Origin of the sequence: Undibacterium sp. YM2 (genome assembly GCF_009937975.1) — a bacterium.
In the GTDB taxonomy this organism is placed as follows: Bacteria; Pseudomonadota; Gammaproteobacteria; order Burkholderiales; family Burkholderiaceae_D; genus Undibacterium.
Genome location: NZ_AP018441.1, coordinates 3,320,091 through 3,344,716, shown reverse-complemented (window position 1 = coordinate 3,344,716; position 24,626 = coordinate 3,320,091). Strand labels below are relative to the sequence as shown.

Annotated in this window: 25 protein-coding genes and 1 riboswitch; of the genes, 12 read left to right on the top strand and 13 right to left on the bottom strand. The window is 50.6% G+C overall.

Annotated elements, in window-relative coordinates:
• The first annotated feature begins 76 nt into the window (after positions 1-76).
• Positions 77-2,332 (top strand): ABC transporter ATP-binding protein, encoded by a 2,256-nt coding sequence (locus UNDYM_RS15090; RefSeq protein ID WP_162041772.1) that lies wholly within the window; start codon positions 77-79, stop codon positions 2,330-2,332.
• A 3-nt stretch (positions 2,333-2,335) separates the two neighbouring features.
• Positions 2,336-2,806 carry a DUF1854 domain-containing protein gene (locus UNDYM_RS15085; RefSeq protein WP_162041771.1) on the top strand — a complete coding sequence of 157 codons (471 nt, stop codon included), beginning with the start codon at positions 2,336-2,338 and terminating at the stop codon, positions 2,804-2,806.
• A gap of 29 nt (positions 2,807-2,835) precedes the next feature.
• Here UNDYM_RS15085 and UNDYM_RS15080 read toward each other — a convergent pair whose 3' ends face one another.
• Positions 2,836-3,345, bottom strand: a complete 510-nt coding sequence (locus tag UNDYM_RS15080; RefSeq protein ID WP_162041770.1) for a GNAT family N-acetyltransferase — start codon at positions 3,343-3,345, stop codon at positions 2,836-2,838.
• Between the two features lie 299 nt (positions 3,346-3,644).
• On the opposite strand from UNDYM_RS15080, the gene UNDYM_RS31240 reads away from it, so the two are divergent.
• Entirely contained in the window at positions 3,645-5,525 is a 1,881-nt protein-coding gene (locus tag UNDYM_RS31240; RefSeq protein WP_162041769.1) for a methyl-accepting chemotaxis protein, read from the top strand.
• Positions 5,526-5,565: 40 nt separating this feature from the next.
• Here UNDYM_RS31240 and xth read toward each other — a convergent pair whose 3' ends face one another.
• Complete coding sequence (gene xth, locus UNDYM_RS15070) at positions 5,566-6,330, bottom strand: exodeoxyribonuclease III (protein ID WP_162041768.1); 765 nt, start codon at positions 6,328-6,330, stop codon at positions 5,566-5,568.
• 257 nt (positions 6,331-6,587) lie between these two features.
• On the opposite strand from xth, the gene UNDYM_RS15065 reads away from it, so the two are divergent.
• A complete protein-coding gene (locus tag UNDYM_RS15065; protein ID WP_162041767.1) occupies positions 6,588-7,448 on the top strand; it encodes an ABC transporter substrate-binding protein in 861 nt (286 codons plus the stop codon).
• 75 nt (positions 7,449-7,523) lie between these two features.
• On the opposite strand, the gene UNDYM_RS15060 is transcribed toward UNDYM_RS15065, so the two are convergent.
• Positions 7,524-9,032, bottom strand: a complete 1,509-nt coding sequence (locus UNDYM_RS15060; protein WP_162041766.1) for a leucyl aminopeptidase — start codon at positions 9,030-9,032, stop codon at positions 7,524-7,526.
• Between the two features lie 50 nt (positions 9,033-9,082).
• Here UNDYM_RS15060 and lptF point away from each other — a divergent pair, with 50 nt between their 5' ends.
• The 4 genes from lptF to UNDYM_RS15040 all read left to right on the top strand — a co-directional run bounded on the left by lptF (position 9,083) and on the right by UNDYM_RS15040 (position 12,596).
• Complete coding sequence (gene lptF / locus UNDYM_RS15055; protein WP_162041765.1) at positions 9,083-10,216, top strand: LPS export ABC transporter permease LptF; 1,134 nt, start codon at positions 9,083-9,085, stop codon at positions 10,214-10,216.
• A complete protein-coding gene (gene lptG, locus UNDYM_RS15050) occupies positions 10,213-11,346 on the top strand; it encodes an LPS export ABC transporter permease LptG (RefSeq protein WP_162041764.1) in 1,134 nt (377 codons plus the stop codon). The genes lptF and lptG overlap by 4 nt, the downstream gene beginning before the upstream one ends.
• Positions 11,346-11,717, top strand: coding sequence for a sirohydrochlorin chelatase (locus UNDYM_RS15045; protein ID WP_162041763.1), 372 nt, complete (start codon positions 11,346-11,348; stop codon positions 11,715-11,717). The genes lptG and UNDYM_RS15045 overlap by 1 nt, the downstream gene beginning before the upstream one ends.
• Positions 11,718-11,828: 111 nt before the next feature.
• On the top strand, positions 11,829-12,596 hold the full coding sequence (locus UNDYM_RS15040; protein WP_162041762.1) for an ABC transporter substrate-binding protein: 768 nt from the start codon (positions 11,829-11,831) through the stop codon (positions 12,594-12,596).
• A 19-nt stretch (positions 12,597-12,615) separates the two neighbouring features.
• Here the strand turns inward: UNDYM_RS15040 and cobA are convergent, their stop codons facing one another.
• The 8 genes from cobA to UNDYM_RS31095 all read right to left on the bottom strand — a co-directional run bounded on the left by cobA (position 12,616) and on the right by UNDYM_RS31095 (position 19,684).
• Positions 12,616-13,338, bottom strand: a complete 723-nt coding sequence (cobA, locus tag UNDYM_RS15035) for a uroporphyrinogen-III C-methyltransferase (RefSeq protein WP_162041761.1) — start codon at positions 13,336-13,338, stop codon at positions 12,616-12,618.
• A gap of 3 nt (positions 13,339-13,341) precedes the next feature.
• Complete coding sequence (locus tag UNDYM_RS15030; protein ID WP_162041760.1) at positions 13,342-14,658, bottom strand: sulfate adenylyltransferase subunit 1; 1,317 nt, start codon at positions 14,656-14,658, stop codon at positions 13,342-13,344.
• The gene (gene cysD / locus UNDYM_RS15025; RefSeq protein ID WP_162041759.1) at positions 14,658-15,593 is read right to left on the bottom strand and encodes a sulfate adenylyltransferase subunit CysD; all 936 of its coding nucleotides are present in this window, start codon (positions 15,591-15,593) and stop codon (positions 14,658-14,660) included. The genes UNDYM_RS15030 and cysD overlap by 1 nt, the downstream gene beginning before the upstream one ends.
• A 12-nt stretch (positions 15,594-15,605) precedes the next feature.
• Positions 15,606-16,319, bottom strand: coding sequence for a phosphoadenylyl-sulfate reductase (locus UNDYM_RS15020; RefSeq protein WP_162041758.1), 714 nt, complete (start codon positions 16,317-16,319; stop codon positions 15,606-15,608).
• Positions 16,316-16,837 carry a DUF934 domain-containing protein gene (locus UNDYM_RS15015; protein ID WP_162041757.1) on the bottom strand — a complete coding sequence of 174 codons (522 nt, stop codon included), beginning with the start codon at positions 16,835-16,837 and terminating at the stop codon, positions 16,316-16,318. The genes UNDYM_RS15020 and UNDYM_RS15015 overlap by 4 nt, the downstream gene beginning before the upstream one ends.
• 17 nt (positions 16,838-16,854) lie before the next feature.
• Positions 16,855-18,561: a nitrite/sulfite reductase gene (locus tag UNDYM_RS15010; RefSeq protein ID WP_162041756.1), complete on the bottom strand. Its 1,707-nt coding sequence runs from the start codon at positions 18,559-18,561 to the stop codon at positions 16,855-16,857.
• 49 nt (positions 18,562-18,610) lie between these two features.
• Positions 18,611-19,384 carry a sulfite exporter TauE/SafE family protein gene (locus UNDYM_RS15005; RefSeq protein ID WP_162041755.1) on the bottom strand — a complete coding sequence of 258 codons (774 nt, stop codon included), beginning with the start codon at positions 19,382-19,384 and terminating at the stop codon, positions 18,611-18,613.
• Positions 19,385-19,549: 165 nt separating this feature from the next.
• A complete protein-coding gene (locus tag UNDYM_RS31095) occupies positions 19,550-19,684 on the bottom strand; it encodes a hypothetical protein (protein WP_255456483.1) in 135 nt (44 codons plus the stop codon).
• A gap of 198 nt (positions 19,685-19,882) precedes the next feature.
• Positions 19,883-20,074, top strand: a riboswitch (FMN riboswitch).
• 108 nt (positions 20,075-20,182) lie between these two features.
• Between UNDYM_RS31095 and ribB the strand changes: the two genes are divergently transcribed.
• The 3 genes from ribB (at position 20,183) to UNDYM_RS14990 (ending at position 22,353) form a co-directional block, all read left to right on the top strand.
• Positions 20,183-20,884 carry a 3,4-dihydroxy-2-butanone-4-phosphate synthase gene (gene ribB, locus UNDYM_RS15000; RefSeq protein ID WP_162041754.1) on the top strand — a complete coding sequence of 234 codons (702 nt, stop codon included), beginning with the start codon at positions 20,183-20,185 and terminating at the stop codon, positions 20,882-20,884.
• A gap of 40 nt (positions 20,885-20,924) precedes the next feature.
• Positions 20,925-21,119, top strand: a complete 195-nt coding sequence (locus UNDYM_RS14995) for a hypothetical protein (RefSeq protein ID WP_197741956.1) — start codon at positions 20,925-20,927, stop codon at positions 21,117-21,119.
• Between the two features lie 310 nt (positions 21,120-21,429).
• The gene (locus tag UNDYM_RS14990) at positions 21,430-22,353 is read left to right on the top strand and encodes a methyltransferase domain-containing protein (protein ID WP_162041752.1); all 924 of its coding nucleotides are present in this window, start codon (positions 21,430-21,432) and stop codon (positions 22,351-22,353) included.
• 66 nt (positions 22,354-22,419) lie between these two features.
• Here the strand turns inward: UNDYM_RS14990 and UNDYM_RS14985 are convergent, their stop codons facing one another.
• A complete protein-coding gene (locus tag UNDYM_RS14985; protein ID WP_162041751.1) occupies positions 22,420-22,902 on the bottom strand; it encodes a hypothetical protein in 483 nt (160 codons plus the stop codon).
• A 33-nt stretch (positions 22,903-22,935) separates the two neighbouring features.
• Positions 22,936-23,376, bottom strand: coding sequence for an inner membrane protein YiaA (gene yiaA / locus UNDYM_RS14980; protein WP_162041750.1), 441 nt, complete (start codon positions 23,374-23,376; stop codon positions 22,936-22,938).
• 237 nt (positions 23,377-23,613) lie between these two features.
• On the opposite strand from yiaA, the gene UNDYM_RS14975 reads away from it, so the two are divergent.
• Positions 23,614-24,570 carry a peptidylprolyl isomerase gene (locus UNDYM_RS14975; RefSeq protein WP_162041749.1) on the top strand — a complete coding sequence of 319 codons (957 nt, stop codon included), beginning with the start codon at positions 23,614-23,616 and terminating at the stop codon, positions 24,568-24,570.
• The last annotated feature ends 56 nt before the right edge of the window (positions 24,571-24,626 follow it).

Below are 24,626 nucleotides of genomic sequence, written 5' to 3'. Positions count from 1 at the left end.
GCAAGTGATCTGTTTTACTAAAATTAATGTCCTGATTTGATTCGGGACCAGCTCTTGAGCCGGAGTTCGTTTCACGATGACCACAACACAATTCAGTCCCGAGCAGCCAGTTGCATCAATTCCAGTATCCTGGCAGGCTGATCTGAACAGTCAGATCGCCAGAGGCGAGAACGTTTTAACTGCCCTGGAGGTTGACCTTGACAACAAACTTCGCTTCCGCAAGGGCTTGCTGGTAGTTACAGACCAGCGCTTGCTGGTCAGGTCCCCAGGTGAAACAGACTGGAAAGCATGGTATTTTCGCCAGGGCTTGCAATTAAGTCATCATGATCATGCCGGTGTTGGCCACCTGGAACTCGTCGATGAACAGGGCTTGCAAGGGAGCTGGCGTTTTACACTTGGTCAGAATCTGCATGCGATACGCCTGCTGGACCAGTTCAAGGAACAATTACAAAGTCATATTACTGGCAAGCCGGTTGTGCGGGCAGAGCAAAATATTTGCCCCAGCTGTAAAGCTGTACTGGAACCGGACCAGGAAGAATGCCCTGTCTGCACCAAGGTCATCTATACACCGCCATCGACATGGACGCTGTTGCGGCTGTGGCGCTTTGCCCATCCTTACCGCTTGCAACTGTTCATAGGCTTCACGCTGATGTTGCTTGGTACGGCTGCGCACATGATCCCGCGTTACCTGACCAAGCCGCTGACGGATGAGGTCTTGATTCCCTATCAAAACGGTGCGCATGTTGATCCCAAACTGGTGGTGTTTTATATCGGCGGTCTGCTTGGCTCAGCCGTGATTGCGTGGCTGCTAAGCTGGGGCAAGACGTATATCCTGGCGCTGGTGTCAGAACGCATAGGCGCAGATTTGCGTACTGCTACCTATGAGCATTTGCTGAAATTGTCTCTCGAATATTTTGGCGGCAAACGTACCGGTGACCTGATGTCGCGCATAGGTAGCGAAAGTGACCGCATTTGCGTTTATCTGTCGCTGCACTTGCTGGATTTTGCGACGGACGTGTTGATGTTCATCATGACAGCCGGTTTCCTGTTGCAGATCAATACCAAGCTGGCCCTGGTGACCTTGTTGCCACTGCCATTCATTGCCTGGATGATCCATCTGGTGCGTGACAAATTGCGTACCGGTTTTGAAAAGATAGACAGGGTATGGGGTGAGGTCACCAATGTCCTGGCTGATACTATTCCAGGCATACGTGTGGTCAAAGCCTTTGCGCAGGAAAAGCGTGAGGCTGCCCGCTTCCGTGAAGCCAATAAGCATAATCTGGCGGTTAACGACAAGCTCAACAAGGTCTGGTCGCTGTTTTCACCAACGGTATCATTCCTCACAGATCTCGGTATTCTGGTGGTCTGGGGTTTTGGTATCTGGCAGATTTCAAAAGGCGATATCACCGTCGGCTCTCTGGTAGCCGCTGTGGCTTTCATCAGTAATTTCTATGGCCGTATTGACTCCATGAGCCGCATCGTATCCGTGACGCAGAAATCTGCCTCGGCTGCCAAGCGTATTTTTGACATTCTTGACCATGTATCGAGCGTGCCTGATCCGCAAAATCCGGTAAAAGTAAAAGAAATCAAAGGCCAGATAGAATTGCGTGAAGTCGGTTTCCGTTATGGCAACCGCGCTGTCAATCGCGGTATCAATCTCAGTATCAAGCCCGGTGAAATGATAGGTCTGGTCGGCCACAGCGGTTCTGGCAAGAGCACCCTGGTGAACCTGATTTGCCGCTTCTATGACGTGTCTGAAGGGGCGATTTTGCTCGATGGTGTTGATATACGCTCTTTCGCCGTATCTGACTACCGCAGCAATATCGGCCTGGTCTTGCAGGAACCTTTCCTGTTCTTTGGCACGATTGCCGAAAATATCGCCTATGGCAAACCAGATGCCACCAGGGATGAAATCATCGCCGCTGCCCGTGCTGCCCATGCGCATGAGTTCATCTTGCGTCTGCCGCAGGGTTATGACTCCATGGTCGGTGAGCGAGGTCAGGGCTTGTCGGGCGGTGAGCGCCAGCGTATTTCGATTGCCCGCGCCTTGCTGATAGATCCGCGTATCCTGATCATGGATGAAGCGACTTCTTCTGTCGATTCACAAACAGAAAAAGAAATCCAGAAAGCCCTTGATAACCTGGTGCAAGGTCGTACCACGATCGCGATTGCGCATAGATTGTCTACCTTGCACAAGGCAGATCGTCTGGTTGTCCTCGACAGGGGACAGGTAGTCGAAGTGGGCAGCCATGATGAACTGATGGCTAAAGAAGGTGCTTACTATAATCTCTATCAGGCGCAAGCCCGTAATGCTGAATTGGTCGAGGAGTAAAACATGACAACAACAAAATTTACCCTGACCCGCAATTCTTTCGGCAAACTGATACTCAGTAATGAGGATGACGAAGTATTTGAGGGTGTCAGTCCGGTGCGGGCATTTCCTATCCAGTCACCATTGAAAGGTATTTCCCTGGTCTTGACAGACGGGCGCGAAGTAGCATGGATAGACCAGCTAGATGACCTGCCGGCGGATGCGCGTGAACTGGTACTGGAAGAGCTCGAAGGGCGCGAATTCATGCCCGAGATCAGCAACATCATCAGCGTTACCAGCTTTGCCCTGCCATGTACCTGGAAGGTAGCAACCGACCGCGGCGAGACTGATTTTGTCCTCAAGGGTGATGAAGACATACGCCGCATCGGCAAGACATCGCTATTGATTACCGACAATCACGGCATACAATTCCTGATACGTGACATGTATGAGATAGACAAGCACAGCCGCAAGATACTCGACCGCTTCTTGTAATGCTTCTTTGTGATCACATGGATGCCAATTTAAAACTCATACCCATATAAATTGGTATCTCTGCTTTCACCTGCCAATACCACCACAGCTTCCAGCTGAAAGCCCAGGTCTTGTAATAATTGATTGGAAGGGCCATTGTCAGGTGAAGTAATGCCAGCCAGTTTGCTTATGCGCAAATGCGTATGCGCGTAATCCAGCGTCGCCCTGGCGGCCTCCCTGGCATAGCCCTGTCCTGTAAATTGCGGTAACAGGGCATAACCTATATCCACATTCTTCAAGGTTTCCCGCTTGACCAGGCCACACAGGCCGATTGCCTGCCCGTCTTCCTTGCGTTCCATCACATACAGGCTAAAACCTATCTTTTCCTGGTTTGCCATGGGGCCATTGATGATATCTGTCCTTGCTTCTTCCAGCGTGCGTATGCCCTTGTCACGTATGTTGGTGATAAAGGCAGGATCATTCACCAGTGTCAGATAAAACGCCGCATCATCTGTTGTGATAGTGCGCAGACTGAGTCTTTCTGTCGTGATGATGATCATTGTTGACTCCAGGGAAATGCACAGTGTAAAGCGGCAGCCTTAAAAAGCCTAGTCGCATTTCCTTGTCTGTGAGCAAGAATTTAATCAAGTTGATTTAAGCCGGATTGATGTTGCAAACCGACAGACTTGTGAACTTGTTTTACAAAGTAATAAATCGGATAAATTTTTTCTCACATAGCGTAGTCTGCGGCGTAATATTGTTGTAGGGCATTGAGCTTTTCTTGGTGCGTATAGGTGCGCATCAGGATTTGCTTGGGCAAAGTCTCGTCACTTATTCATATCCGTACTCAGGGGAAGCTATGAAATCACTCAAGGCCAGACTCATTTTTGTAATAGGATTATTGCTCGCAATTTGTACCATAGTCCTGACTATAGGCAGTTATCTGAGGATGAAATCCCAGATAGAGAATGACCTGAATAACGAAATGCGTGGTGTTGCTGCTGGCTATAACGCTGTACTGAGTAACTGGATACAAACCAATTTGTCCATGATGGACAGTTTGTCGCAAGGCCTGGGTAATGGCGCAGATTTGCAGGCCAGTCTGACCATGATGCGTGGCGGTGGCAGTTTTCTCAGTGTGTATCAAGGCCAGCCTGACAAGCAGTTCACGAATATCCCGCCTGACCCTCCACCTGCTGGTTTCGACCCTACCGTGCGCCCATGGTACAAAGCTGCCATGGAAGCCAAAAAGCCCATCGTCACATCGCCTTATATGGGCGTCGCGCCACCTGGCCTGATGATCACTTTTGCCGCACCTGTCAAAGGCGGTGAGGGCGGCGTGGTGGGTGCTGATGTTTTCCTGACCAAGATTGTTGACCAGATTTTGACCATCAAACTGGCGGGCGGCGGTTATGCCTTCTTGCTGGACAAGAGCGGCCAGGTGCTGGCACATGCAGATCAGGCCAGGGTCATGAAAATGGCAAAGGAAATTACCCCTGATCTGGCACTGGATAATCTGGCTAACCTGTCCAAACAAAAAGACCCGATATTGACCGAGATAGGCGGCAAAGCGCATTTCATGCTTTTGCAACAAATTACCGGTTCTGATATTTACCTGGCACTGGTCATAGACAAGAAAAAAGCGCTGGAAGCCCTGGATCAGTTGCTGATACTCTCAGCCGTTGTCCTGTTGATCTTGCTGGGTGTGATCATGCCTTTGACCACCTTGCTGGTGGGCCGCATGCTGGCTGGCTTACAAAGGGTGCGCGATGCGATGTCAGACATCGCCGCTGGTGGCGGTGATCTGAGCCGTAAGATAGATGTCGAAGGCGATGATGAAGTGGCCCAGACTGCATCGGCCTTCAATCGCTTCCTTGAGCAATTGCGCGTCATGGTTGTCGATGTACGCAAGGCGACCGATTCCATTACTGTCGGTGCGACAGAAATTGCGACTGGCAATATGGATTTGTCTGGCCGTACCGAGCAACAGGCATCTTCGCTGGAAGAGACTGCAGCAAGCATGGAAGAACTGACCGAGGCCGTACGCAATAATGCTGACAATGCTCGCGAAGCCAATAGGATGGCGGTCAACGCCTCAGATGTCGCAACCCAGGGCGGCGAGGTGGTGGGCAAGGTGGTCACGACCATGCAAGGTATCAGTGACAGTTCACGCAAGATTGTCGATATCATCAGCGTCATCGAAGGTATCGCCTTCCAGACCAATATCCTCGCTTTAAATGCGGCGGTGGAAGCGGCCAGGGCAGGTGAGCAGGGGCGTGGCTTTGCGGTGGTTGCCAGTGAGGTGCGCACCCTGGCACAACGCAGTGCTGCTGCGGCGCAAGAGATCAAGAACCTGATTGAAGATTCGGTCAATAAAGTCAGCGAAGGCTCAGAGCTGGTGGATAAAGCTGGTGCAGCCATGAATCGCATCGTCTCTGCGGTTGATCAGGTTGCTGCCATCATCAATGAAATTACCACTGCCTCGGTAGAGCAAAGCGATGGTATTCAGCAGGTCAATGTGGCGCTGGCGCACATGGATGAGGCAACCCAGCAAAACGCTGCCTTGGTAGAAGAAGCTGCTGCGGCGGCAGGCTCACTGGAAGAGCAGGCCAACTTGTTGAAAACTGCAATGTCGGCCTTCCGTATGGAAGATTCAGCTTCTGGTCCCCGTATAGCGTCGGCCAAATCAAGCTGGGCGAAGAATAAGGCTTCTGCACCCAGTCTGGGATATGACGATTAAACTTGTTGACGAAAAATTTGTTGAATTTGTTGACTAAAGCTCAAGCCAGGGTAGCAATCACCGGCGCATGATCCGATGGTTGCTCCCACTTGCGTGGTACGCGGTCGATAACGCAGGAGGTGCACTGCTTCGCCAATTCTGCGGACAGCAGGATATGGTCTATGCGTACACCTTTATTCAGACGGAAACCGAGAGCACGATAATCCCACCAGCTAAAGGATTTTTCTGCCTGCTCAAACTGGCGGAAGCTGTCACTCAGCCCCAGGCTCATTAGGCTTGTTAGCGCCGCCCTTTCTTCTGGTGATACCAGGTTCATGCCCACCCAGGCGGCAGGATCATGCACATCCCGGTCTTCCGGGGCGATGTTGTAGTCACCCAATACAGCCAGTTTGGGATGGCGTGTCATTTCTTCCCTGACCCAGTTTTCCAATGCCGCAAACCATTTCAATTTGTACTGGAACTTGTCTGAATCCGGCGCCTGGCCATTCGGCACATAGGCACAGATGACGCGTATGCCTTCTATGGTGGCGGCAATGATGCGTTGCTGTTCATCTTCAAACTGCGGATTATTCTTTTGTATATCCGTCATAGCGTGTTTCGATAAAATCGCCACACCGTTATAGGTTTTCTGACCAGTAAAAGCGACGTGATAACCTGCCGCTTCTATCTCTGCCTGAGGGAACTTGTCGTCGGTGAGCTTGGTTTCCTGTATGCACAGCACATCGACAGGATTGGTTTCCAGCCATTGCAAGACTTGTGGCAGTCTGACTTTCAGGGAGTTTACGTTCCAGGTGACTAATTTCATGTGTGTTTTTACTTATTTTAGTGTGAGGTGTCGTTCAATTTACCGGTAAGCTGGTCTGAGGTGTTAAACGAGTTTATACGCATGGTATTTTATACGATGTTGTGAGTTTGGAATTCAAGGGATATTTACTAGCACGCAAACCAGCTTGCATTGGGTGATAAGACTTTTCAATCTTTGACTTTTTCATTGTGCCTGCAATTTATTTCATCTTGGAAAGAGACTAAAATGCAGCGATGAGCTTCCTTTTTAGACACACTATGCGCAAGTGCTCAGTAATCCTGTTTACCGCCATGTTGATCTTTGGCACCCGGGCTGTCTATGCAGATATCACAGTCATACGTTACCCACGTCCAGCGGCCAAGACAGATAGTCATTTTGATTATATCCACGAATTACTGGCCGAGGCCCTGGCTTCGTCCGCCAATAAGTACCAGCTAGTACCTAGCAAGGCGACCATGCAGCAAGGCCGGGCCGTGCATGAGATGAAATATGGCACGGGTCAAGTTGATCTCTTGTGGAGCATGTCCACGGATGAAAGAGAAAAAGCGCTGATCGCCATTAAAATACCGATAGACAAAGGCTTGCTCGGTTGGCGCATCCCCTTTGTTCTCAGTGAAAACCGCCAGATGTTCAAAACCATCAGAAATTTGCGGGACATGGAGAACTACTCTGCAGGGCAAGAGCAGGATTGGCCAGACGTCAAAATCCTTGAGCACAATGGTCTCAAGGTAAATACAGCTAATTCTTATGAAGCTTTGTTCAGCATGCTGGAAGCCGGGCGCTTTGATTACTTTCCCAGGTCTATCATGGAAATCTGGAAAGAACAGGAATTGCACGCCGGTAAAAATCTTGTCATCAGCCAGGACATCGCCCTGCATTATCCTGCTGCCTACTACTTCTTTGTCGCTCCCAGCAAGCGCCGGTTTGCCGAAGACCTGAACAATGGGCTGGAAAATATGGTGCGTAATGGCCAGTTCGAGAAAATTTTTCTCAAATATCACCAGGTCGCCATACAAAGAGCCGCCCTGAAACAAAGAACGGTGCTGGAATTGCAAAACCCTTTTCTCAATCCTGCAAACATGCCTCTCAGCCGCTCTGAGCTTTGGTTCCAGCCCTGATGACAGCAAAAATAAAGCCGGGGTCTGAATAGATCAGACCCCGGCTTTTTCATTTCATCTCAACACGGACAAGTATCAGCCTGCGCGATTGATCAGGAATGTCGTCAACAAAGGCACTGGACGGCCAGTAGAGCCCTTGGCTGCACCAGATTTCCAGGCTGTGCCGGCGATATCCAGATGAGCCCAGGTGTATTTCTTGGTGTAACGTTCAAGGAAGCAGGCTGCCGTGATACTGCCACCGGCTGGTCCGCCAATGTTTGCCATGTCAGCAAAATTGGATTTCAGTTGCTCGTTATACGCTTCTTCGATAGGCATGCGCCATGCTGTATCGCCAGTTTGCTTGCCCGCTGCCAGCAATTCTGCTGCCAGTTGGTCATGCGCTTCATCATGTCGGGTGAACAGGCCAGAATTATGGTGACCCAGGGAAGTCACGCAAGCACCAGTCAGTGTTGCCACATCGACTACGGCTGCTGGTTTGAAGCGTTCTGCGTATGTCAGGGCGTCACACAGGATCAGGCGACCTTCGGCATCCGTATTCAGGATTTCGATAGTCTGACCAGACATGGACGTGACGATGTCGCCAGGACGTGTTGCGCTGCCAGAAGGCATGTTTTCGCAAGTAGGGATGACGGCGATGACGTTCAGCTTCAGCTTCATTTCACCGATGGCACGCATGGTACCCAGCACAGAAGCTGCACCGCCCATGTCGTATTTCATCTCATCCATGCCTGCACCGGCTTTCAGCGAGATGCCGCCGGAGTCAAAAGTAATGCCTTTGCCGACCAGAACAACTGGGGCATCCTTGACTTTGCCGCCATTGTGCTTGAGCACGATGAACTTCGGCGGCTCTACCGTGCCATTGGTGACAGACAGGAAACTACCCATTTTGAGGGCTTGTATCTGTTTGCGGTCCAGCACTTCAGCGACCATTTTGTAGTCGGTAGCGATTTTCTTGGCCGTATTGGCCAAGTGCGTTGGTGTGCAGATATTTGGTGGCAGGTTACCCAGTTCTTTGGTCAAATCCATGCCATTGGCCAGGGCTACGCTCTGTACAAGTGCATTTTTGGCAGCAGTTGCGTCTGCAGCATCAACAGCGATGGCAACCTTTTTGACGCCAGTGGTTGAGGGGTCTTTTTTGCTTTTCAGGCCATCAGCACGGAAAATGCTTTCACGGAAAGCCAGCACCGTAGCGCGTACAGACCAGCCCAGGTCACGGTCTTTGACCGCAGGCAGGGCGATGACTGCATCATTGGCACCCAGACCAGCCAGGGTACGGGCAGCAGCCTGTACCGCCTGGTTGTAGGCTTTTTCGCCAACGGTAGCTGCTTCTTCACCCAAACCTACCAGCAATACGCGCTCTGCAGCCACATCAGCCAATTTGCGCAACAGCAGGGACGTACCCGCTTTGCCTGTGATATCGCCAGATTTCAGGGCGGCGGCGATGTCGCCGGACTTGTCCAGACCTGCTGCAGCGGCAGAAAGTTTCTTGTTTTCATAGACGCCAACGACGATGCAGCCTGTCTTAATTGCTTTATGGGCAGTCGAGGCACTTTTTGCGTCGATTGTTTTTATGCTAAAGTCCACGTATTACTCCTCTTTGTAAGTCTCGTAAAACAGACATTATAATCCTACTCATGATTTTTCAGCGCGCGCTTCGACGTGAATTAAACAGTGCCGCCGGCGCAGTCTTCACAACTCTGTTCACCATCACGATCTCCGTGATGCTTATTAACATCCTTGGAAAAGCCGCAGGAGGCAAGGTTGCGTCTGCTGACGTGGTTGCCCTGATCGGGTTTACCGCATTGATGAACATGCATATCTTGCTGCTGCTGACGGGCTTTATCTCGGTCTTGCTGGTGGTGACCCGCAGTTACCAGGATTCTGAAATGGTGGTCTGGTTTGCCTCTGGCCTGAGCCTGACCCAATGGATAAAGCCGGTTTTGCGCTTCGGCGGCCCGCTGGTCATTCTGACTGGCTTGCTGAGTTTTATCGTCACTCCCTGGGCCAATCAACAAAATGTGGAATTCCGCGAGCGCTTTGAAAAACGCTCTGATATTGCCAAGGTGGCACCGGGCAAGTTCCAGGAGTCTGCCTCATCTGACCGCATTTTCTTTGTCGAAGAAGTGGCAGGCGACCTCAGTAAAGTACAAAACATTTTCATCAATACCTATAAAGATGGCCGTTCCAGTATCGTCGTTGCCAAAGAAGGCATGGTGGAAATCGACAAGGCTGGCGACAAGTTCCTGGTCATGAGCAAAGGGCGTCGCTACGACGGCTTGCCAACTGCGCCTGATTTCCAGATGATGCAGTTCGAAAAATATGGCGTGCTGATATCCAGCCAGAATGCCAGTATCGCCGGGGACAAATCAGCCAAATCCATGCCCTTGACAGCTTTGGTGGAAAATCTGGACAGTACCAAGTTCGGCGAGCTGTTGTGGCGCATATCCTTGCCGTTGATGTGCGCGGTGCTGTTGCTGCTGGCTATCCCGCTGGGCTATGTTAATCCGCGTGTCGGCCGCTCTGCCAATCTGATTGTTGCGCTGCTGCTGGTAGTGATTTACCTGTCAGTCACGAATATCCTGCAGGCGCTGGTCGTACAGGAACGTAGCAGTTTCGGCATGGCCTGGTGGCCACATCACTTGTTTGTGGCTGTCCTGACTCTCTGCATGTTTTTATGGCGTTTGAAAGTGAATAGCCGCTGGCACCCTTTGATGTTGTGGGTACGTTTTAAATCAGGTTTGCGCGGTAAGGAAAAGTGCCCAGCATGAAAATTTTACAAAGATATTTTGGCGTTGAGATATTACGCTCGGTCCTGTTCGTCATGCTGGCTTTGCTGGCCTTGTTTTCCTTCTTCGACCTGGTCAATGAATTACAGTCTTCGGTGAACCGGGGTGGCTATCAGCTTAAACATGCCGTGATTTATGTGTTGCTGGGCTGGCCTGGCCGTATCTATGAATTCATGCCTATTGCGGTGCTGATCGGGACGATTTATGTACTGGCGCAGTTTGCTTCCAATTCTGAATTCACCATCATGCGTGCATCCAGCATGTCCACCATGATGGCGGGTAGTATCCTGCTCAAGATAGGTATGATCTTCGTTCTGTTGACTTTCTTGTTTGGCGAAGTCATTTCGCCGGTTTCCAGCAAGTTTGCCGAGAAAATGAAACTCAGCGCCATCGGTGAATCACTGGAGCAGGAATTCCGTACCGGCTTGTGGACCAAGGACCTGGTGCGGGAAAATGGTTTGACCGGCGACATCATCGGCTCCCGTTTTTTGAATGTCAAAGAAATTCTGCCCAACCGCCATTTGAAGAGCGTCAAGATATTCGAGTTTGATAAAAACTTCCACCTGTCGCGTGAAATGACAGCGACGGATGCTGAATACATGGGCAAGAACATCTGGCGACTTTCCGATGTGATAGAAACTTCTTTCCCCAAAACCCTGACCAGTGAAGATATTGCCGCTGTCAAGAGCGAGAAGCTGGCAAGCCGTGACGTCGTATCAGAAGTCACACCAGATATCTTGTCAGTACTGTTTGCTGATCCTGACCGCATGTCGGCAACCGATCTGGCCGCGTTCACCAAGCATCTGGCTGATAATAAACAGGATGGTGAACGCTATGAAATCGCCTTCTGGAAAAAAATCACTTATCCATTTGCGGCGCTGGTCATGATGGCGCTGGCGCTACCGTTTGCTTACCTGCATGTGCGCAGCGGTGGTGTCAGTCTGAAGATTTTCAGCGGCATCATGATAGGTATGACTTTTTACCTCATCAATGCCTTGTTCTCGCATGTGGGCTTGCTCAATACCTGGCCTGCGCTGGTGACTGCGGTGGTGCCGAGTATCCTGTTCCTTATTATTGCCTCATTAGGCCTGCGCTATGTTGAAAGAAACTGATGGCAAATAAATCAGCCCTGATCCTGTTTGCCCACGGCGCCCGCGACCCGCGCTGGGCTGCGCCTTTCCAGCGTCTGCAAACCATGACGCAAGCGAGCTTGCCAGACGTCACCGTGGCTCTGGCATTTTTGGAATTCATGACGCCATCGCTACCAGAGCTGGCCGCGCAACTGGTCGCAGACGGATGCACAAGTATCACTTTGGCTCCTGTTTTTTTGGGACAGGGTGGTCACGTCCTGCGGGATTTGCCTGTGCTGGCTGAGACGATACGTGCAAGCCATCCTGGTTTGCAGTTCAAGATAGTAAATGCTGTTGGCGAAGATGAAACGGTTTTGCAGGCGATACGTGATTATTGCCTGAGCCAATTGTGACGCCTGCCATGAAGGCGGTTGCTATTCCTGGTAAATGAGTGCAAGGTTATTGCTCATCAATAGTTCATCAATAATGCTATTTCTATGCTGGCCCTGAATGCAGGAAAAAGTATGATCCAGTTGAAAACAGTATTTTCAATTGCCTTGCTGGCACTTGTTTTCGCACGGCCTGTCACGTTGGCTCATGCTGGCCAGGTATTGGCAGTCGGTACAGAATTCGCCAATGTATTTGAACGCACTCCCACTGGTGAATTTACCGGTCTGGGTGCCGACATCATACGTGCGCTTGCCAGGCAAAATGGCGATGAAGTCAAATTCGAAATTTACCCCTGGGCCAGGGCGCAATGGATGGTCGAACATGAGCAGGCACAGATACTCATAGGCCCGTATAAAACCGCAGAACGAGAAGCCAAGTATGGGTTCGCCAGGCGTGCTTTTTATCGCGACATCATGGCCTTGTATATACGCAAAGGATCAGACCTGAGCTGGGATGGCAATTATGCCAGCATGCCTGGTCTCAAACTTGGTGTCATCAATGGCTGGGTATATGGCCCCCAGTTTGAGAGCCTGCGCGCCACCGTCAAACCTGTGGTCGCCAACACACTGACCAATGGCCTCAATATGTTGCTGGCAAAGCGCGTCGATTATCTGGCCAGTAATATGCGCAATACCGAAGCGACCATGAAAACCATGGGCATCGGCAATGAATTGCAAATGATAGAGCCCTTCATGGATATGCAGGATGGTTATCTGGCTTACTGTAAAAATGCCAATTGTGAGCAATTACGCCTGCGCTACGACGAATTGTATGAACAACTGCGAGATGGTGGGATATTACAATTAATGGCACGCAGACTTGGTGTAAGGTTGCCACCTTAGTCTTATTCGAGCGTCATTGTCACGATGATTTGACAGTACGTGCCCGCATTGCTTCACCCATCATCACCAATACCGGCCCTGTGCTGATGGGCAGACCTTTGGATAATTCATCCAGACTCAAGGCCTGGCTACATTCATTGGGACGACTGCAATTTTCTATGATGACCACAGGCAAATTTCCAGGGAAATTGGCCGCCAGCATGCGTTGCGCTGTCAGCGTGGCTTCCCTGCCACCCATGTATTGTACCAGAGTGTCGCATTCAGGTATGCGGGTATCTGCGCTTTCGCCAGGTGCGGTACTGGAGGTGAACAGGGCGACGCTGCGTGCTACCCCGCGCTTGGTTAGCGGTTGCCTGACGCTGGCTGCCGCCGCCAGTGCCGTCGTGATGCCAGGGACGATTTCGTAATCTATGCCTGCTGACTCCAGCGCAGTCAGTTCTTCATCAGCACGGCCAAACAGCATGGGATCACCGCCCTTGAGGCGAACGACGAGGGCATATTGCGCCGCGCATTCCAGCATTTGCTGATTGATGTGCTCTTGCGCAGCAGAGCGTTGTCCGCTGCGTTTGCCCACCGAGATTTTGACTGCCTGCGGGCACAGATCCAGCATCTCTGCCGTGACCAGGGCGTCATACAGCACCACGTCTGCCTGTGCCAGCAGACGGGCACCACGTACCGTAATCAGGTCCGCAGCACCTGGGCCTGCACCTATCAGATAAACCTTGCCCTGAGCACCTTGCATGGCTCAGGCCAGTCTTATCATGCCTGCTGCCACGGTCTGGTGTGTCACTTCGTCAATGAGGATGAACGCACCAGTAGAGCGTAAGTCCTGATAATCGTCGGCTGCCAGTGCTTGGGCAACATTCAGGGTGACGGTGGCGATGTCATTGAGCTTCAGGCTGTCGGCAGGGCGGCGTTCCTGCGTATTGATATCCAGCAGGGTATCAATGCCAGTGACTCTGGCGGCGACTTGCCTGGTGGTGTGCTTGAGCCAGTATTTGCGGCGTATATCCAGCGCATCTTCTGACAACCAGCACAAATCAGCCTTGACGGTTTTCAATAGCGTCGCAGGGCGGTCCGCGCCCACCAGCATGTCGCCGCGTGAAATATCTACATATTCATCCAGCAAGATAGTCACTGACTGGCCGACGACGGCAGTGTCAAGCGAAGTATCCAGCGTCAGAATGTCTTTGACGGTGGCAGTCTGGCCACCAGGTTGCACTAGCAGTTTATCGCCCTTGCTGACCTTGCCAGCTTCAATACGGCCCATGTAACCACGGAAATCATTTGCTTCATGGCCATTATGGCGTGCCACCAGTTGCACCGGGAAGCGGAAAGGTTCGTCGTGGCAGGCATCATAGACGTTTAAGGATTCCAGTAACTCTATCAGCGTCGGGCCCTTGTACCAGGCCAGTTTTTCGCTCGCTGTGACGACATTGTCACCCGCCAGGGCAGACAGCGGGATAGGGCGTATGTCTTTCAGGCCCAGTTGATCAGCAAACTCTTGGTAGGCGCCAATGATGCGCTCATATACAGTCTGGTCGTAATTCACCAGATCCATCTTGTTGACAGCGACGATCACATGTTCAATCTGCAGCAAATGGGCAATGGTGGAATGACGTTTGGTTTGCGTCAGCAAATCGACACTGCCGTCATCATTGAGTTTGACCTTGGACACGTCGATCAAAATGATGACTGCATCGGCAGTCGATGCACCAGTCACCATATTGCGCGTGTATTGTTCATGGCCAGGTGTATCGGCGATGATGAACTTGCGTTTTGGTGTCGCGAAGTAGCGATAGGCCACGTCAATAGTGATGCCTTGTTCGCGTTCTGCTTCCAGTCCATCCGTCAGCAGGGACAAGTCTATGGTGTCACCAACGGTGCGCTTGTGCTTGGCGCGTGAAATGGCATCAAGCTGGTCAGCAAAAATACCCTTGCTGTCAAACAGCAGGCGACCAATCAAAGTGCTCTTGCCATCATCCACTGAACCCGCCGTGATGAAGCGCAACAGGCCACGTTCTCTACCAACGGCGGCAGTCAATTGTTCTACGGCGTTCATTAGAAATATCCTTCTTTTTTACGTTTTTCCATCGATGCTTCTGATGTCTGGTCATCCATGCGTGTGGCGCCACGTTCTGTAATCTGGGTAATCGCAGTCTCAGCGATGATGGCTTCTACTGTAGCGGCGTCAGACGATACCGGGCAGGTGCAGGAGATATCACCCACAGTACGGAAGCGCACGACCTGCGTCTCTACCGTTTCACCATCACGTGGCGGCGTCAGGTCAGTCAGTGGCACCAGCAAGCCATTGCGCGGGATGACCTGGCGTTCATGGGCAAAATAAATTTGTGGTAATTCCAGTTTTTCGCGGGCGATGTATTGCCAGACGTCGAGTTCAGTCCAGTTGGAGATAGGGAAGACGCGCATGTTTTCACCAGCGTGCACGCGGGTGTTATACAGGTCCCACAATTCCGGGCGTTGTGCCTTCGGGTTCCATTGACCAAATTCATCGCGGAAAGAGAATATCCTTTCCTTGGCGCGGGCTTTTTCTTCATCGCGACGGGCACCGCCTATGCAGGCATCGAACTTATGCTCTGCAATAGTTTCCAGCAAGGTCACGGCTTGTGCTGCATTGCGTGAGTCGGTTGCCGGGTTGCGCAGGCGTACTGTGCCACGGCGTATCGATTCTTCTACAGAACCAACGATCAGGCGTTCACCCAACTGGGCAACCCGCTTGTCACGGAAGGCGATGACTTCAGGGAAGTTATGACCAGTATCAATATGTACCAGGGGGAAAGGAAATTTACCCGGGCGGAAAGCCTTTTCTGCCAGGCGCAGCAAGACGATGGAGTCTTTGCCGCCAGAAAACAGCAGGGCAGGGTTGCTGCATTCAGCCGCGACTTCGCGCATGATATGGATGGCTTCGGATTCCAGCCAATCCAGGTGGCGATTGCTCGCAGCATCAATAAAATGGTTTTCCACGACAGTATTCATGATTTTTCTTCTTCAGACAGCTTGTTTAATTCGGATCAGCTTGCCATCCACCACATGCAGACCACATTCCTTGGAATCGGGGTTTTCCCACCACCATCGCCCAGCCCTGACATCTTCACCTGGCTGTATGGCGCGGGTGCAGGGTTCACAGCCTATCGATGGATATCCTTTGTCGTGCAAAGGATTGTAAGGCACATTGTTGCTTCTGAGATAGTGCCAGACATCATCTTCTGACCAATCTGCCAAAGGATTAAACTTTTGCAGGCCATGTGTTGCATCATCTTCCTGTATCGCCAACTCAGTACGTGTTGCAGACTGCGCACGACGCTGGCCTGTGACCCAGGCCTTGTTGGCTGCCAGGGCACGTTTCAGTGGTTCTACCTTGCGTATGCGGCAGCATTCCTTGCGCATTTCGACGCTGTCGTAAAACGCATTTTTGCCGTGCTGGCTGACATAGTTTTCTACGGCGGCAGCATCCGGTTTGTACAGCTTGATTTCTGTGCCGTAAGTTTCCTTGACCTTATCGAGCATGCCCAGAGTTTCTGCATGCAGGCGACCGGTTTCCAGCGAGAAAATTGTGATATTCAATTTCTTGCGCAAGATCAGGTCAGTCAACACCATGTCTTCTGCCGCCAGGCTGGAAGCAAATACCGCTGGTTCAAATTCGTCAGCGATTCTTTCCAATATAGCCTGTGTTGCAGCAAGCCGCTCTTGAAAATCACTCATGCCTGTGCTCCTGTGCGTTCGGCGCGACGAAACAGGGGATTTTTTTCATCCCATGAGGTCTGGTATTTTTCAGAAAAATCAGTCAAACCCTTGATGGCATCATGGATATTCTTGTCTTCCCGTGTGGCAAATGCATTGAAGCCCACGCGCTGCATGTAAAACAACTGATCGCGCAAGACATCACCTATGGCGCGCAATTCGCCAGTAAAGTTGAAACGTGAGCGCAGGTTATAGGCGATGGAATAACCACGGCCATCGGCAAATTTAGGGAAATCTACCGCCAGCAGCTTAAAGCGGTTGATATCGTCCTTCAATTCTTTAGCCTGTTCATCGCTGCTAAACCAGACAGCAATATCAGTACGGCTCAGCAGGCTTTCGCGTTGCAGCAACCATACTTTCAGCGGGATGATGACTTTGCCCGCAGGTACGCTGACGGCATCCGGTGTTTCATTCTCGGTCAGGCGCAGTACGGTCCAGTCGTCGCTGACGATGGCTTTATCTTTAATAATTTCTCGCATGTTGCACTTTCTTAATTTCAGTAGCTGACTGCAGTACCGGCGTCTTCACCATGATGCTCATTGGTACGTATCGGCGTTGCATACACAAATTCCTTGAATGGTGCGATGCCCAGACGTTGTGCTGTATCGATGAAGCGCTCGTTTTCGAGGCGGTCGCGTACATACACCTGGATGATGCGGTCTATCACTTCCGGCATTTGTCCAGCAGCAAAAGAAGGGCCTATGATCTTGCCAATGGCAGCGCTATTGCCTTGTGCTCCACCGATGGATACCTGGTAAAACTCGCTGCCGTCTTTATCCACACCCAGAATGCCGATATTGCCGACATGGTGATGGCCGCAGGCATTGATACAGCCAGACATATTTAATTCGATATCGCCGATATCATGCAGGTAATCAAGGTCGTTGAAACGGTCCGTGATATCCAGGGCGATAGGGATGGACTTGGCATTTGCCAGCGCACAGAAGTCACCGCCGGGGCAGCAAATCATGTCGGTCAGCAAGCCGATGTTTGGTGTTGCCAGGCCATGGGCCTTGGCTTCTTGCCAGACGGTGAACAAGTCAGCGATTTTGACATCAGCCAGCACCAGGTTTTGTTCATGCGTGACACGGAGTTCGCCAAAACTGTATTGATCGGCCAGATCAGCGATGAAATCCATTTGCTCAGAGCTGGCATCACCCGGAGGCACGCCTGGCTTCTTCAGTGACAAGACCACGGCTGCATAGCCAGCCACCTTGTGTGGTTTGACATTACGCTTGACCCAGTTGGCAAAGGATTTATTGTCTTTTAAATGTTGTTCATAAGCAGCATCTTGCGCAGGCAGGTTTTCATAGTCTGGCGTCGTGAAATAGCTGGCTACGCGTTTCAATTCTGCTTCTGTCAGGGTGGCCGGGCCATCCTTGATGTCTTGCCATTCTTCCTCTACCTGACGGGCAAAATCCTCTGCACCTATGGCTTTCACCAGTATCTTGATGCGTGCTTTGTAGATATTGTCGCGACGACCGTACTGGTTATAGATACGCAAGATCGCTTCCAGATAAGTCATGACATGCTGCCATGGCAGGAATTCGCGTATCACGCTACCCAAAATAGGCGTGCGGCCCATGCCACCGCCTACCATGACCTTGAAGCCAACTTCGCCAGCTTCATTGTGTACGACGGTCAGGCCTATATCATGTACCGCAATCGCGGCACGGTCTTCTTTGGCACCATTGATGGCGATCTTGAATTTGCGTGGCAGGTAGGCAAACTCCGGATGGAAGGTAGTCCATTGACGCAGGATTTCTGCATAGGCACGTGGGTCTATCACTTCATCGGCAGCAACACCGGCAAATTCATCTGAAGTGATATTGCGCATGCAGTTGCCAGAAGTCTGGATGGCATGCATTTCTACCGATGCCAGCTCTTCCAGAATGTCTGGTGTATCTTCGAGATTAATCCAGTTGTACTGGATATTTTGACGTGTCGTAAAGTGACCATAGCCACGATCATATTTGCGGGCGATATGGGCAAACTTGCGTACCTGATTAGACGACAGCATGCCATAAGGCACGGCCACCCGCAGCATATAGGCATGACGCTGCATATACAGGCCGTTTTGCAGACGCAAAATACGGAATTCATCTTCGCTCAATTCATTCGAGAGCCGGCGGCTAACCTGGTCACGGAATTGTGCAATACGTTCCTTGATGATTTGGTGATCGTGCTGGTCGTAACGATACATCTTTAATTACCCATAAAATGCGTCTGTAAATACGCGTTTGCAAATAGAGTCAAAGGACTAGCTTGGCGGCAACCAGAGTCAGGGTGGTTGCCAACAGGCCACGTAAAAATTTTTCTGGCACGGCGCGCGCAGCCATGGAGCCCAGGGTAATACCGGGCAAAGAACCTATCAGCAGGCTGCCCAGCAAGACCCAGTCTATGGACCCCAGCCACCAGTGACCAAAAGCGGCAATGGCTGTCAAAGGTACAGCATAGGCGATATCAGTACCGGCGATATGCGCGGCAGACATGCGTGGATACAGCATGACTAGCAGTGTTGCGCCAATTGCACCAGCACCGATGGAGGATATCGTCACCAGTGTGCCTAATACTGCGCCTGCAATGATCGTGGCTGCAGCCAGGTTTTTGCCATGCAGTTGTTTTTCAGGGTGCTTGTTGAGCCAGTTCAGCATCTTGCCTTTAAACAGCAAGGCAACCACCGTCAGTAGCACAGAAACAGCGATGGAGTAACGTATGAGCTGGCCTATTTCCTTGTCCAGTGCGCCAAAGTGCTTGAGAAACAGGGTCGCAATGACGGCGGCAGGTAAAGCGCCGTAGCACAGCAGGCGTACCACATGCCATTCAACAGTGCCACGCAATCTGTGGGTAAAAGTACCCGCTGCCTTGGTAATCGATGCAAAGGCGAGGTCGGTGCCTACCGCCACTGTTGGTGAGACACCAAACAGCAAGGTAAGCAGGGGAGTCATCAGTGAGCCGCCACCTACACCGGTCAGGCCGACCAGGGTGCCAACTGCAAATCCCGAAAATATATAGGTTAACGTCATATCGCCTCGCGCAAAGTAGGTGCATCGTAATGAATTCAGGCTTTATTCCAAACTACTTAGTATTCATTTGCTTATATACGTATTTGACATATATAAAATCGCTGGACTGATATTGCCTTTAGTTTAATTCGCAGAATCAGCTTAAATTATTTAAGTAATAATAATTCATGCAAAAAGTGTGCAATTTTGATGCTTTATATAATCCGCCATCTCGTCAGAAGTTTGTCCGGGTGCGATTTGTAAGGCTGCTGCCATGGAAAAGGCTGGAATGCCTTTTGAAATAAGAATAGATGTTGCCATGTGGAAATGCGAGTCAATTCAGACAATATTTTTAACAATTCTCATGTGAATATATGTTTTTCGCATGAAGGGATATTGGGGCTTATATATCTTGTAGTTATAAATAGAATATCTGTGAATGATGCGCCGGATTAATGCTTGTTCAAACAGTAATGTCATTTTTGCGTATAATTCTCGTGCCGAATATCTCGGCAGGTTGTACGTCTTCAGGGCGGGGTGTAATTCCCCACCGGCGGTAAATTCACAGTATTGCCCTGGCAATGCGAGTGAACAAGCCCGCGAGCGCTTGCAGTAAAAACTGTTGCAATGTGTTTGTATCAGTTTGCAAGGTCAGCAGATCTGGTGAGATTCCAGGGCCGACGGTCATAGTCCGGATGAGAGAAGATGCGCCTTATACAAAACTCCTGTGGTGAAAACCATGGGCGTTGGTGTTTGGCTATTCGTTTTTTACTCCCTGAAACGTCTTTTGCACATTCACTTTTGCCGGAGCGTTTCATTATGTTCAATGCTATTAGTAATACCAATACTACTGTCCCATTCCCTGTTTCCGTCCAGCCGGAAATTTTATCCCTCAGTCCTTTTGAGCAGCGCCTGTCCAGAGCGTTGGCAGACTTGCGCAATGGCCGTCCCGTGTTGCTCATGGATGATTTTGACCGCGAAAACGAAGCCGATCTTATTGTTGCCGCAGAAAAAATCACCGTTGAATCCATGGCCAGGCTGATCCGCGATTGCAGCGGTATTGTTTGCCTGTGTCTGACTGACGACAAGTTGCTGCAACTCGATCTGCCGCCCATGGTCAGCCACAATGAAAGCCGCTACGGCACCGCTTTCACAGTGTCGATAGAAGCCAAGCAAGGCGTGACTACCGGTGTTTCTGCGGCTGACCGCGTCACGACTATCCTGACTGCCATCGCAGCAGATGCCAAACCTGAGGATTTGGCCCGGCCTGGCCATGTCTTTCCTTTGCGGGCTGCACCTGGTGGTGTACTCAGCCGGCGTGGTCATACTGAAGGTTCTGTTGATCTGGCTATCATGGCAGGATTGTCTCCGGCAGCGGTATTATGTGAATTGATGAACCCGGATGGCAGCATGGCCAAGGGCGGACAAATCATAGAATATGCCGTGACTCACGACATCGTGATCTTGACGATTGATGAACTCGCAGCTTATCGTGCGTTATCAACTACAGCGCTAAGCTAAGCCTTTATTAACCAGAAATCCGGGAGTGACAAGTATGATCATGTTCAGAAAGATAATTGTGCTGAGCATGGTATTACTCGTCACCCCGACGCATGCTGCGCCAGCCGCCTGGTATAAGTGGCGCAGCAAACTCAATGCTCATGTGGTTTGCTCCCAGACTTCGCCGGGTGAGGGCTGGGAGCAACTGCCACAGGCATATCAGGATGGTCGCTGTGAGCGTCCAAAATCAAACTGATCGTCAGTTCATCTGTTCTTTAAATCCTTTTATTTGTTTTTTTCAAAACTGGCATTGCGCGTATCCGTTTCTTTGCATAAAGTTAATTGGTAAACATGCTTTGCATGCGGCCATCTTTCGCATACGCAAGAATTGATACAGTTTCGCTGCTTAGCTCTGTGCATCATTTCCTGATAAGCCAAGGATAATCATTCTTTCAAGCCATACACTCAGCGAAGTTGGCGTTGTGTGTTGCTGGCGAAAAATTGACCGTCCTGCAGAACTCTTCAGATGGCAGCCACATGATGAAAATAGAAATGAAGGAGTGAACATGTTAATAGAGCGCGAGGCTGAGAGTTGCTACCTGGGCCAGTTTATCCCCCTGCAATACCATCACAATATGCTGATGGACCTGAACCGTATGGACAACTTCAAGGCGGCGATACGCCGCCAGGTATTTGAGGGAGCCAAGGTGCTGGAGTTGGGTGGGGGGACAGGCGTTTTGTCGTGGTTTGCTGCACAGGCGGCGTCCAAGGTGTATTGCGTAGAATTTAATCCTGACATGGTGGATGAGGCACGTCGCTTGCTGGCCATGAACCGTGATGGTGAAAAAGTTGAAGTCATTCACGCCGATGCCTTTGAATACCTGCCACCAGAACCTGTCGATATCGTCATTTGCGAAATGATCCATGTCGCGATGCTGCGTGAAAAACAGGTGGAAGTCATCGAGAATTTTAAAAAGCGCTATGCTGCAAAATTTGGCGGTCCATTGCCAGTGTTTATACCAGAAGCCGTCGTCATGGCAGTGCAGCCTTTGCAACAGGCTAATGATTTTTCTGGCTATCAGGCGCCGATTATCCAGTTTCAGCAGGTGGGCGTTTTTTCTGCCGACACGATAGAGTTGGCGCAACCGGCCTTGTACAGCATTATTGATTTCAGTCAACCCAATGACTTGCAAATCAAATGGGAGGGCAGTTTTACCATAGAAAAATCGGGAACGGTCAGTGCCTTGCGTTTTGTGACCAAGAATATCCTGGCGGTATTGATGGAAACCTCATCCACCATCGACTGGTTGAATCACTATATGGCCTTGCCACTGGCGCATCCGGTTGCGGTAAAAGAAGGTGATCTGTTGCAAGTCAGCTTCCAGTATCGTGCCGGTGGCTCTATCGCTTCCCTGCAAAACTCCATGCAGGTGGAAGTGAAATCCACTGCAAGTGTCCGTGCAGGGCATTTGTCACTGGCTTACGGCTGATTCCAGTAAAACGTAAAGAGCCTGCATTTTTTCAAATGGAGGCTCTTTTTCTTTGTGACGACTGTTTTAGTCTGGTGAGCTATTTTCCTCATCTGCTGGACTAGCCAGTGCCTGTTGTATCAATTCTTCTTCAGAGATTGGTGGCAGCTCATTCAGTTCTTCTGGTCGTGCCTGATTTGCCAGGTTCAGGGTATGTTCACCCAGAAATGCCAGAGCCACCTGTTCACCTTCTGGCTTATCCTGCGGACTGGCCTGCGCAACGAAATCTGCAATGCCAGTATCGTCACCAGCCTCTCCATCCAGACCATATTCAAGCCCATCCCCGGCAGTTGCCAGGGCTTGAGTCAATAAATCATCGTCTGCTACAGGTGGAAGTTCAGCAAGTTCTTGGAGGTGCAATTTTTCCTCGAAAGTCAATTCTTGACTGGCTTGAAAAGCGGGCAAGCCATAGTCTGGCTCAGGATGTTGTGGCGCAGTTGCTGTGCTTTGCTTGCCCAGGCTTTCCAGATAAGCGGCAAAGTCACCATTTTTGGGAACATCATTATTCACGATGAGCTTTTCGTTCTATGTTTTAGCCAGAAATCAGTTTTCGTGACCATCATGCATGGGCAAGGTATCAGGGTCAGGTTTGAGCAGCTTGATATCGCGCACATTTTTTTGTACTGCAACAGCAGCAAACAGGCTCAGCAAGAATGCCATGGCAAAGAAACCTTTTTCGCTCCAGCCCAGTGTTGCATTGAACAAACCTACAGCCAGCAACAGTATGGATAAACCCAGCGACAGCCAGCACAGACCAAAGTAGATGCCGGTAACAGGTATCCCTTCGAGTTTGTCGCGTACTGATTTTTGCAGGGAAACGGCAGCAAACAGGCCATACATCAAGACGGTAAAGTAATAACCTTTTTCATTCAATTGCATCTCTGCATTCCAGACGCCAGCAAAATAAGTGGCTGCACCTATAAACAACGCGGCCCATGATGCGCCCACAAATGCACCGGTAGGTGCGTGAAGTTGAGGTTTCAAACAAGGACTCCTTGATATAAAAGATTGAATCAGGTTTTACCGGATTCGCCGGAATTTTGCAATATTACAATGAGAAGAGCCAGGAAATAGCATATTTGACCCAAATAATAAGCCAAGTAGCTAGTTAGATATATTGGGGGTATATGGACAAAATTAATTCATTCGCGTAAGGTCACCCCTTCTTGCCTGAGCGGCAATGGTCCTCTGTTTCTTTGTGCACTTTACCGGAGTCGAATAATGTCTTTACGTTTTGTTGCTGTGCCCGCTGGAAAATCCTTGATAACTTGCCTGGTCGCAGGCCTGTGCTTGTCTGCTACCGTACAAGCTGCACCAGCTAAAGCCAAGAACCCGCCAGTCAAGGCAGTGCAGGCATCCAAACTGAATCTTGGTGATATCCTTAAAGATTCCAAGGCCACTGACTGGAGGCCGCTTGATCCTGAAAATACGCTGTACCTGAATCTGGACAAAGGCCGTGTCATCATAGAGCTGGCACCAAATTTTGCCCCCAATCATGCACAAAATATCAAGGCACTGGTACGCGAAGGCTATTTTGACGGCCTGGCTATTGTGCGTTCTCAAGAAAACTATGTCGCGCAATGGGCAGACCCGGATGAGAAACGGGAAGTAAAAACAGCCAAGCGCAAGCTTACAGGCGAATTCACTGTCAAATATCCAGCCAACTTGCCATTTACCCGATTACCGGATGTCGATGGCTATGCGCCGCAAGTAGGGCATGCCAATGGTTTTCCAGCAGGGCGAGACCCCAGGTCAGGCGCTGCATGGCTCGCACATTGCTACGCGACTGTCGGCGTTGCCCGTGGTACTGATGCCAATAGTGGTGATGGCACTTCCCTGTATGTCGTTACTGGTCACGCACCAAGACAGTTGGACAGGAACATCACTGTCGTGGGCCGTGTCATGCAGGGTATGGAATTGCTGACGACCTTGCCTCGCGGAACCGGACCTCTGGGTTTTTATGAGAAAGCCGAAGAGCGCACGCCGATAAAGAGCATGAAAATAGCAGCCGATGTGCCAGAGGCAGAGCGCAGCAAGCTGGAAATCATCCGCACTGACACTGCAACTTTCAAATCAATTATCGATGCACAAAGAAACCGCGGCGGTGACTGGTATAAAGTGCCAGCAGGGTATATAGACCTGTGCAATGTGCCGCTGCCAGTCAGGCCGCAAAAATAATCATAAACATGGGAGTGCAGAATGGCGCGTGGTGCTTATTCACGCGTCACGCGTAC

Excerpts from the sequence above, each read along its gene's own strand:
- UNDYM_RS15085 (WP_162041771.1), top strand. The coding sequence starts at position 2,336 with ATGACAACAACAAAATTTACCCTGACCCGCAATTCTTTCGGCAAACTG.
- ribB (WP_162041754.1), top strand. The coding sequence starts at position 20,183 with ATGTTCAATGCTATTAGTAATACCAATACTACTGTCCCATTCCCTGTT.
- UNDYM_RS15010 (WP_162041756.1), bottom strand. The coding sequence starts at position 18,561 with ATGTATCGTTACGACCAGCACGATCACCAAATCATCAAGGAACGTATT.
- UNDYM_RS31240 (WP_162041769.1), top strand. The coding sequence starts at position 3,645 with ATGAAATCACTCAAGGCCAGACTCATTTTTGTAATAGGATTATTGCTC.
- UNDYM_RS14990 (WP_162041752.1), top strand. The coding sequence starts at position 21,430 with ATGTTAATAGAGCGCGAGGCTGAGAGTTGCTACCTGGGCCAGTTTATC.
- UNDYM_RS15040 (WP_162041762.1), top strand. The coding sequence starts at position 11,829 with ATGATCCAGTTGAAAACAGTATTTTCAATTGCCTTGCTGGCACTTGTT.
- cobA (WP_162041761.1), bottom strand. The coding sequence starts at position 13,338 with ATGCAAGGTGCTCAGGGCAAGGTTTATCTGATAGGTGCAGGCCCAGGT.
- lptF (WP_162041765.1), top strand. The coding sequence starts at position 9,083 with ATGATTTTTCAGCGCGCGCTTCGACGTGAATTAAACAGTGCCGCCGGC.
- UNDYM_RS31095 (WP_255456483.1), bottom strand. The coding sequence starts at position 19,684 with ATGGCAACATCTATTCTTATTTCAAAAGGCATTCCAGCCTTTTCCATG.
- UNDYM_RS14975 (WP_162041749.1), top strand. The coding sequence starts at position 23,614 with ATGTCTTTACGTTTTGTTGCTGTGCCCGCTGGAAAATCCTTGATAACT.
- UNDYM_RS15065 (WP_162041767.1), top strand. The coding sequence starts at position 6,588 with ATGCGCAAGTGCTCAGTAATCCTGTTTACCGCCATGTTGATCTTTGGC.
- UNDYM_RS15045 (WP_162041763.1), top strand. The coding sequence starts at position 11,346 with ATGGCAAATAAATCAGCCCTGATCCTGTTTGCCCACGGCGCCCGCGAC.
- UNDYM_RS15020 (WP_162041758.1), bottom strand. The coding sequence starts at position 16,319 with ATGAGTGATTTTCAAGAGCGGCTTGCTGCAACACAGGCTATATTGGAA.
- UNDYM_RS15015 (WP_162041757.1), bottom strand. The coding sequence starts at position 16,837 with ATGCGAGAAATTATTAAAGATAAAGCCATCGTCAGCGACGACTGGACC.
- UNDYM_RS15090 (WP_162041772.1), top strand. The coding sequence starts at position 77 with ATGACCACAACACAATTCAGTCCCGAGCAGCCAGTTGCATCAATTCCA.
- cysD (WP_162041759.1), bottom strand. The coding sequence starts at position 15,593 with ATGAATACTGTCGTGGAAAACCATTTTATTGATGCTGCGAGCAATCGC.
- UNDYM_RS15080 (WP_162041770.1), bottom strand. The coding sequence starts at position 3,345 with ATGATCATCATCACGACAGAAAGACTCAGTCTGCGCACTATCACAACA.
- lptG (WP_162041764.1), top strand. The coding sequence starts at position 10,213 with ATGAAAATTTTACAAAGATATTTTGGCGTTGAGATATTACGCTCGGTC.
- UNDYM_RS15005 (WP_162041755.1), bottom strand. The coding sequence starts at position 19,384 with ATGACGTTAACCTATATATTTTCGGGATTTGCAGTTGGCACCCTGGTC.
- UNDYM_RS14995 (WP_197741956.1), top strand. The coding sequence starts at position 20,925 with ATGTTCAGAAAGATAATTGTGCTGAGCATGGTATTACTCGTCACCCCG.
- xth (WP_162041768.1), bottom strand. The coding sequence starts at position 6,330 with ATGAAATTAGTCACCTGGAACGTAAACTCCCTGAAAGTCAGACTGCCA.
- UNDYM_RS15030 (WP_162041760.1), bottom strand. The coding sequence starts at position 14,658 with ATGAACGCCGTAGAACAATTGACTGCCGCCGTTGGTAGAGAACGTGGC.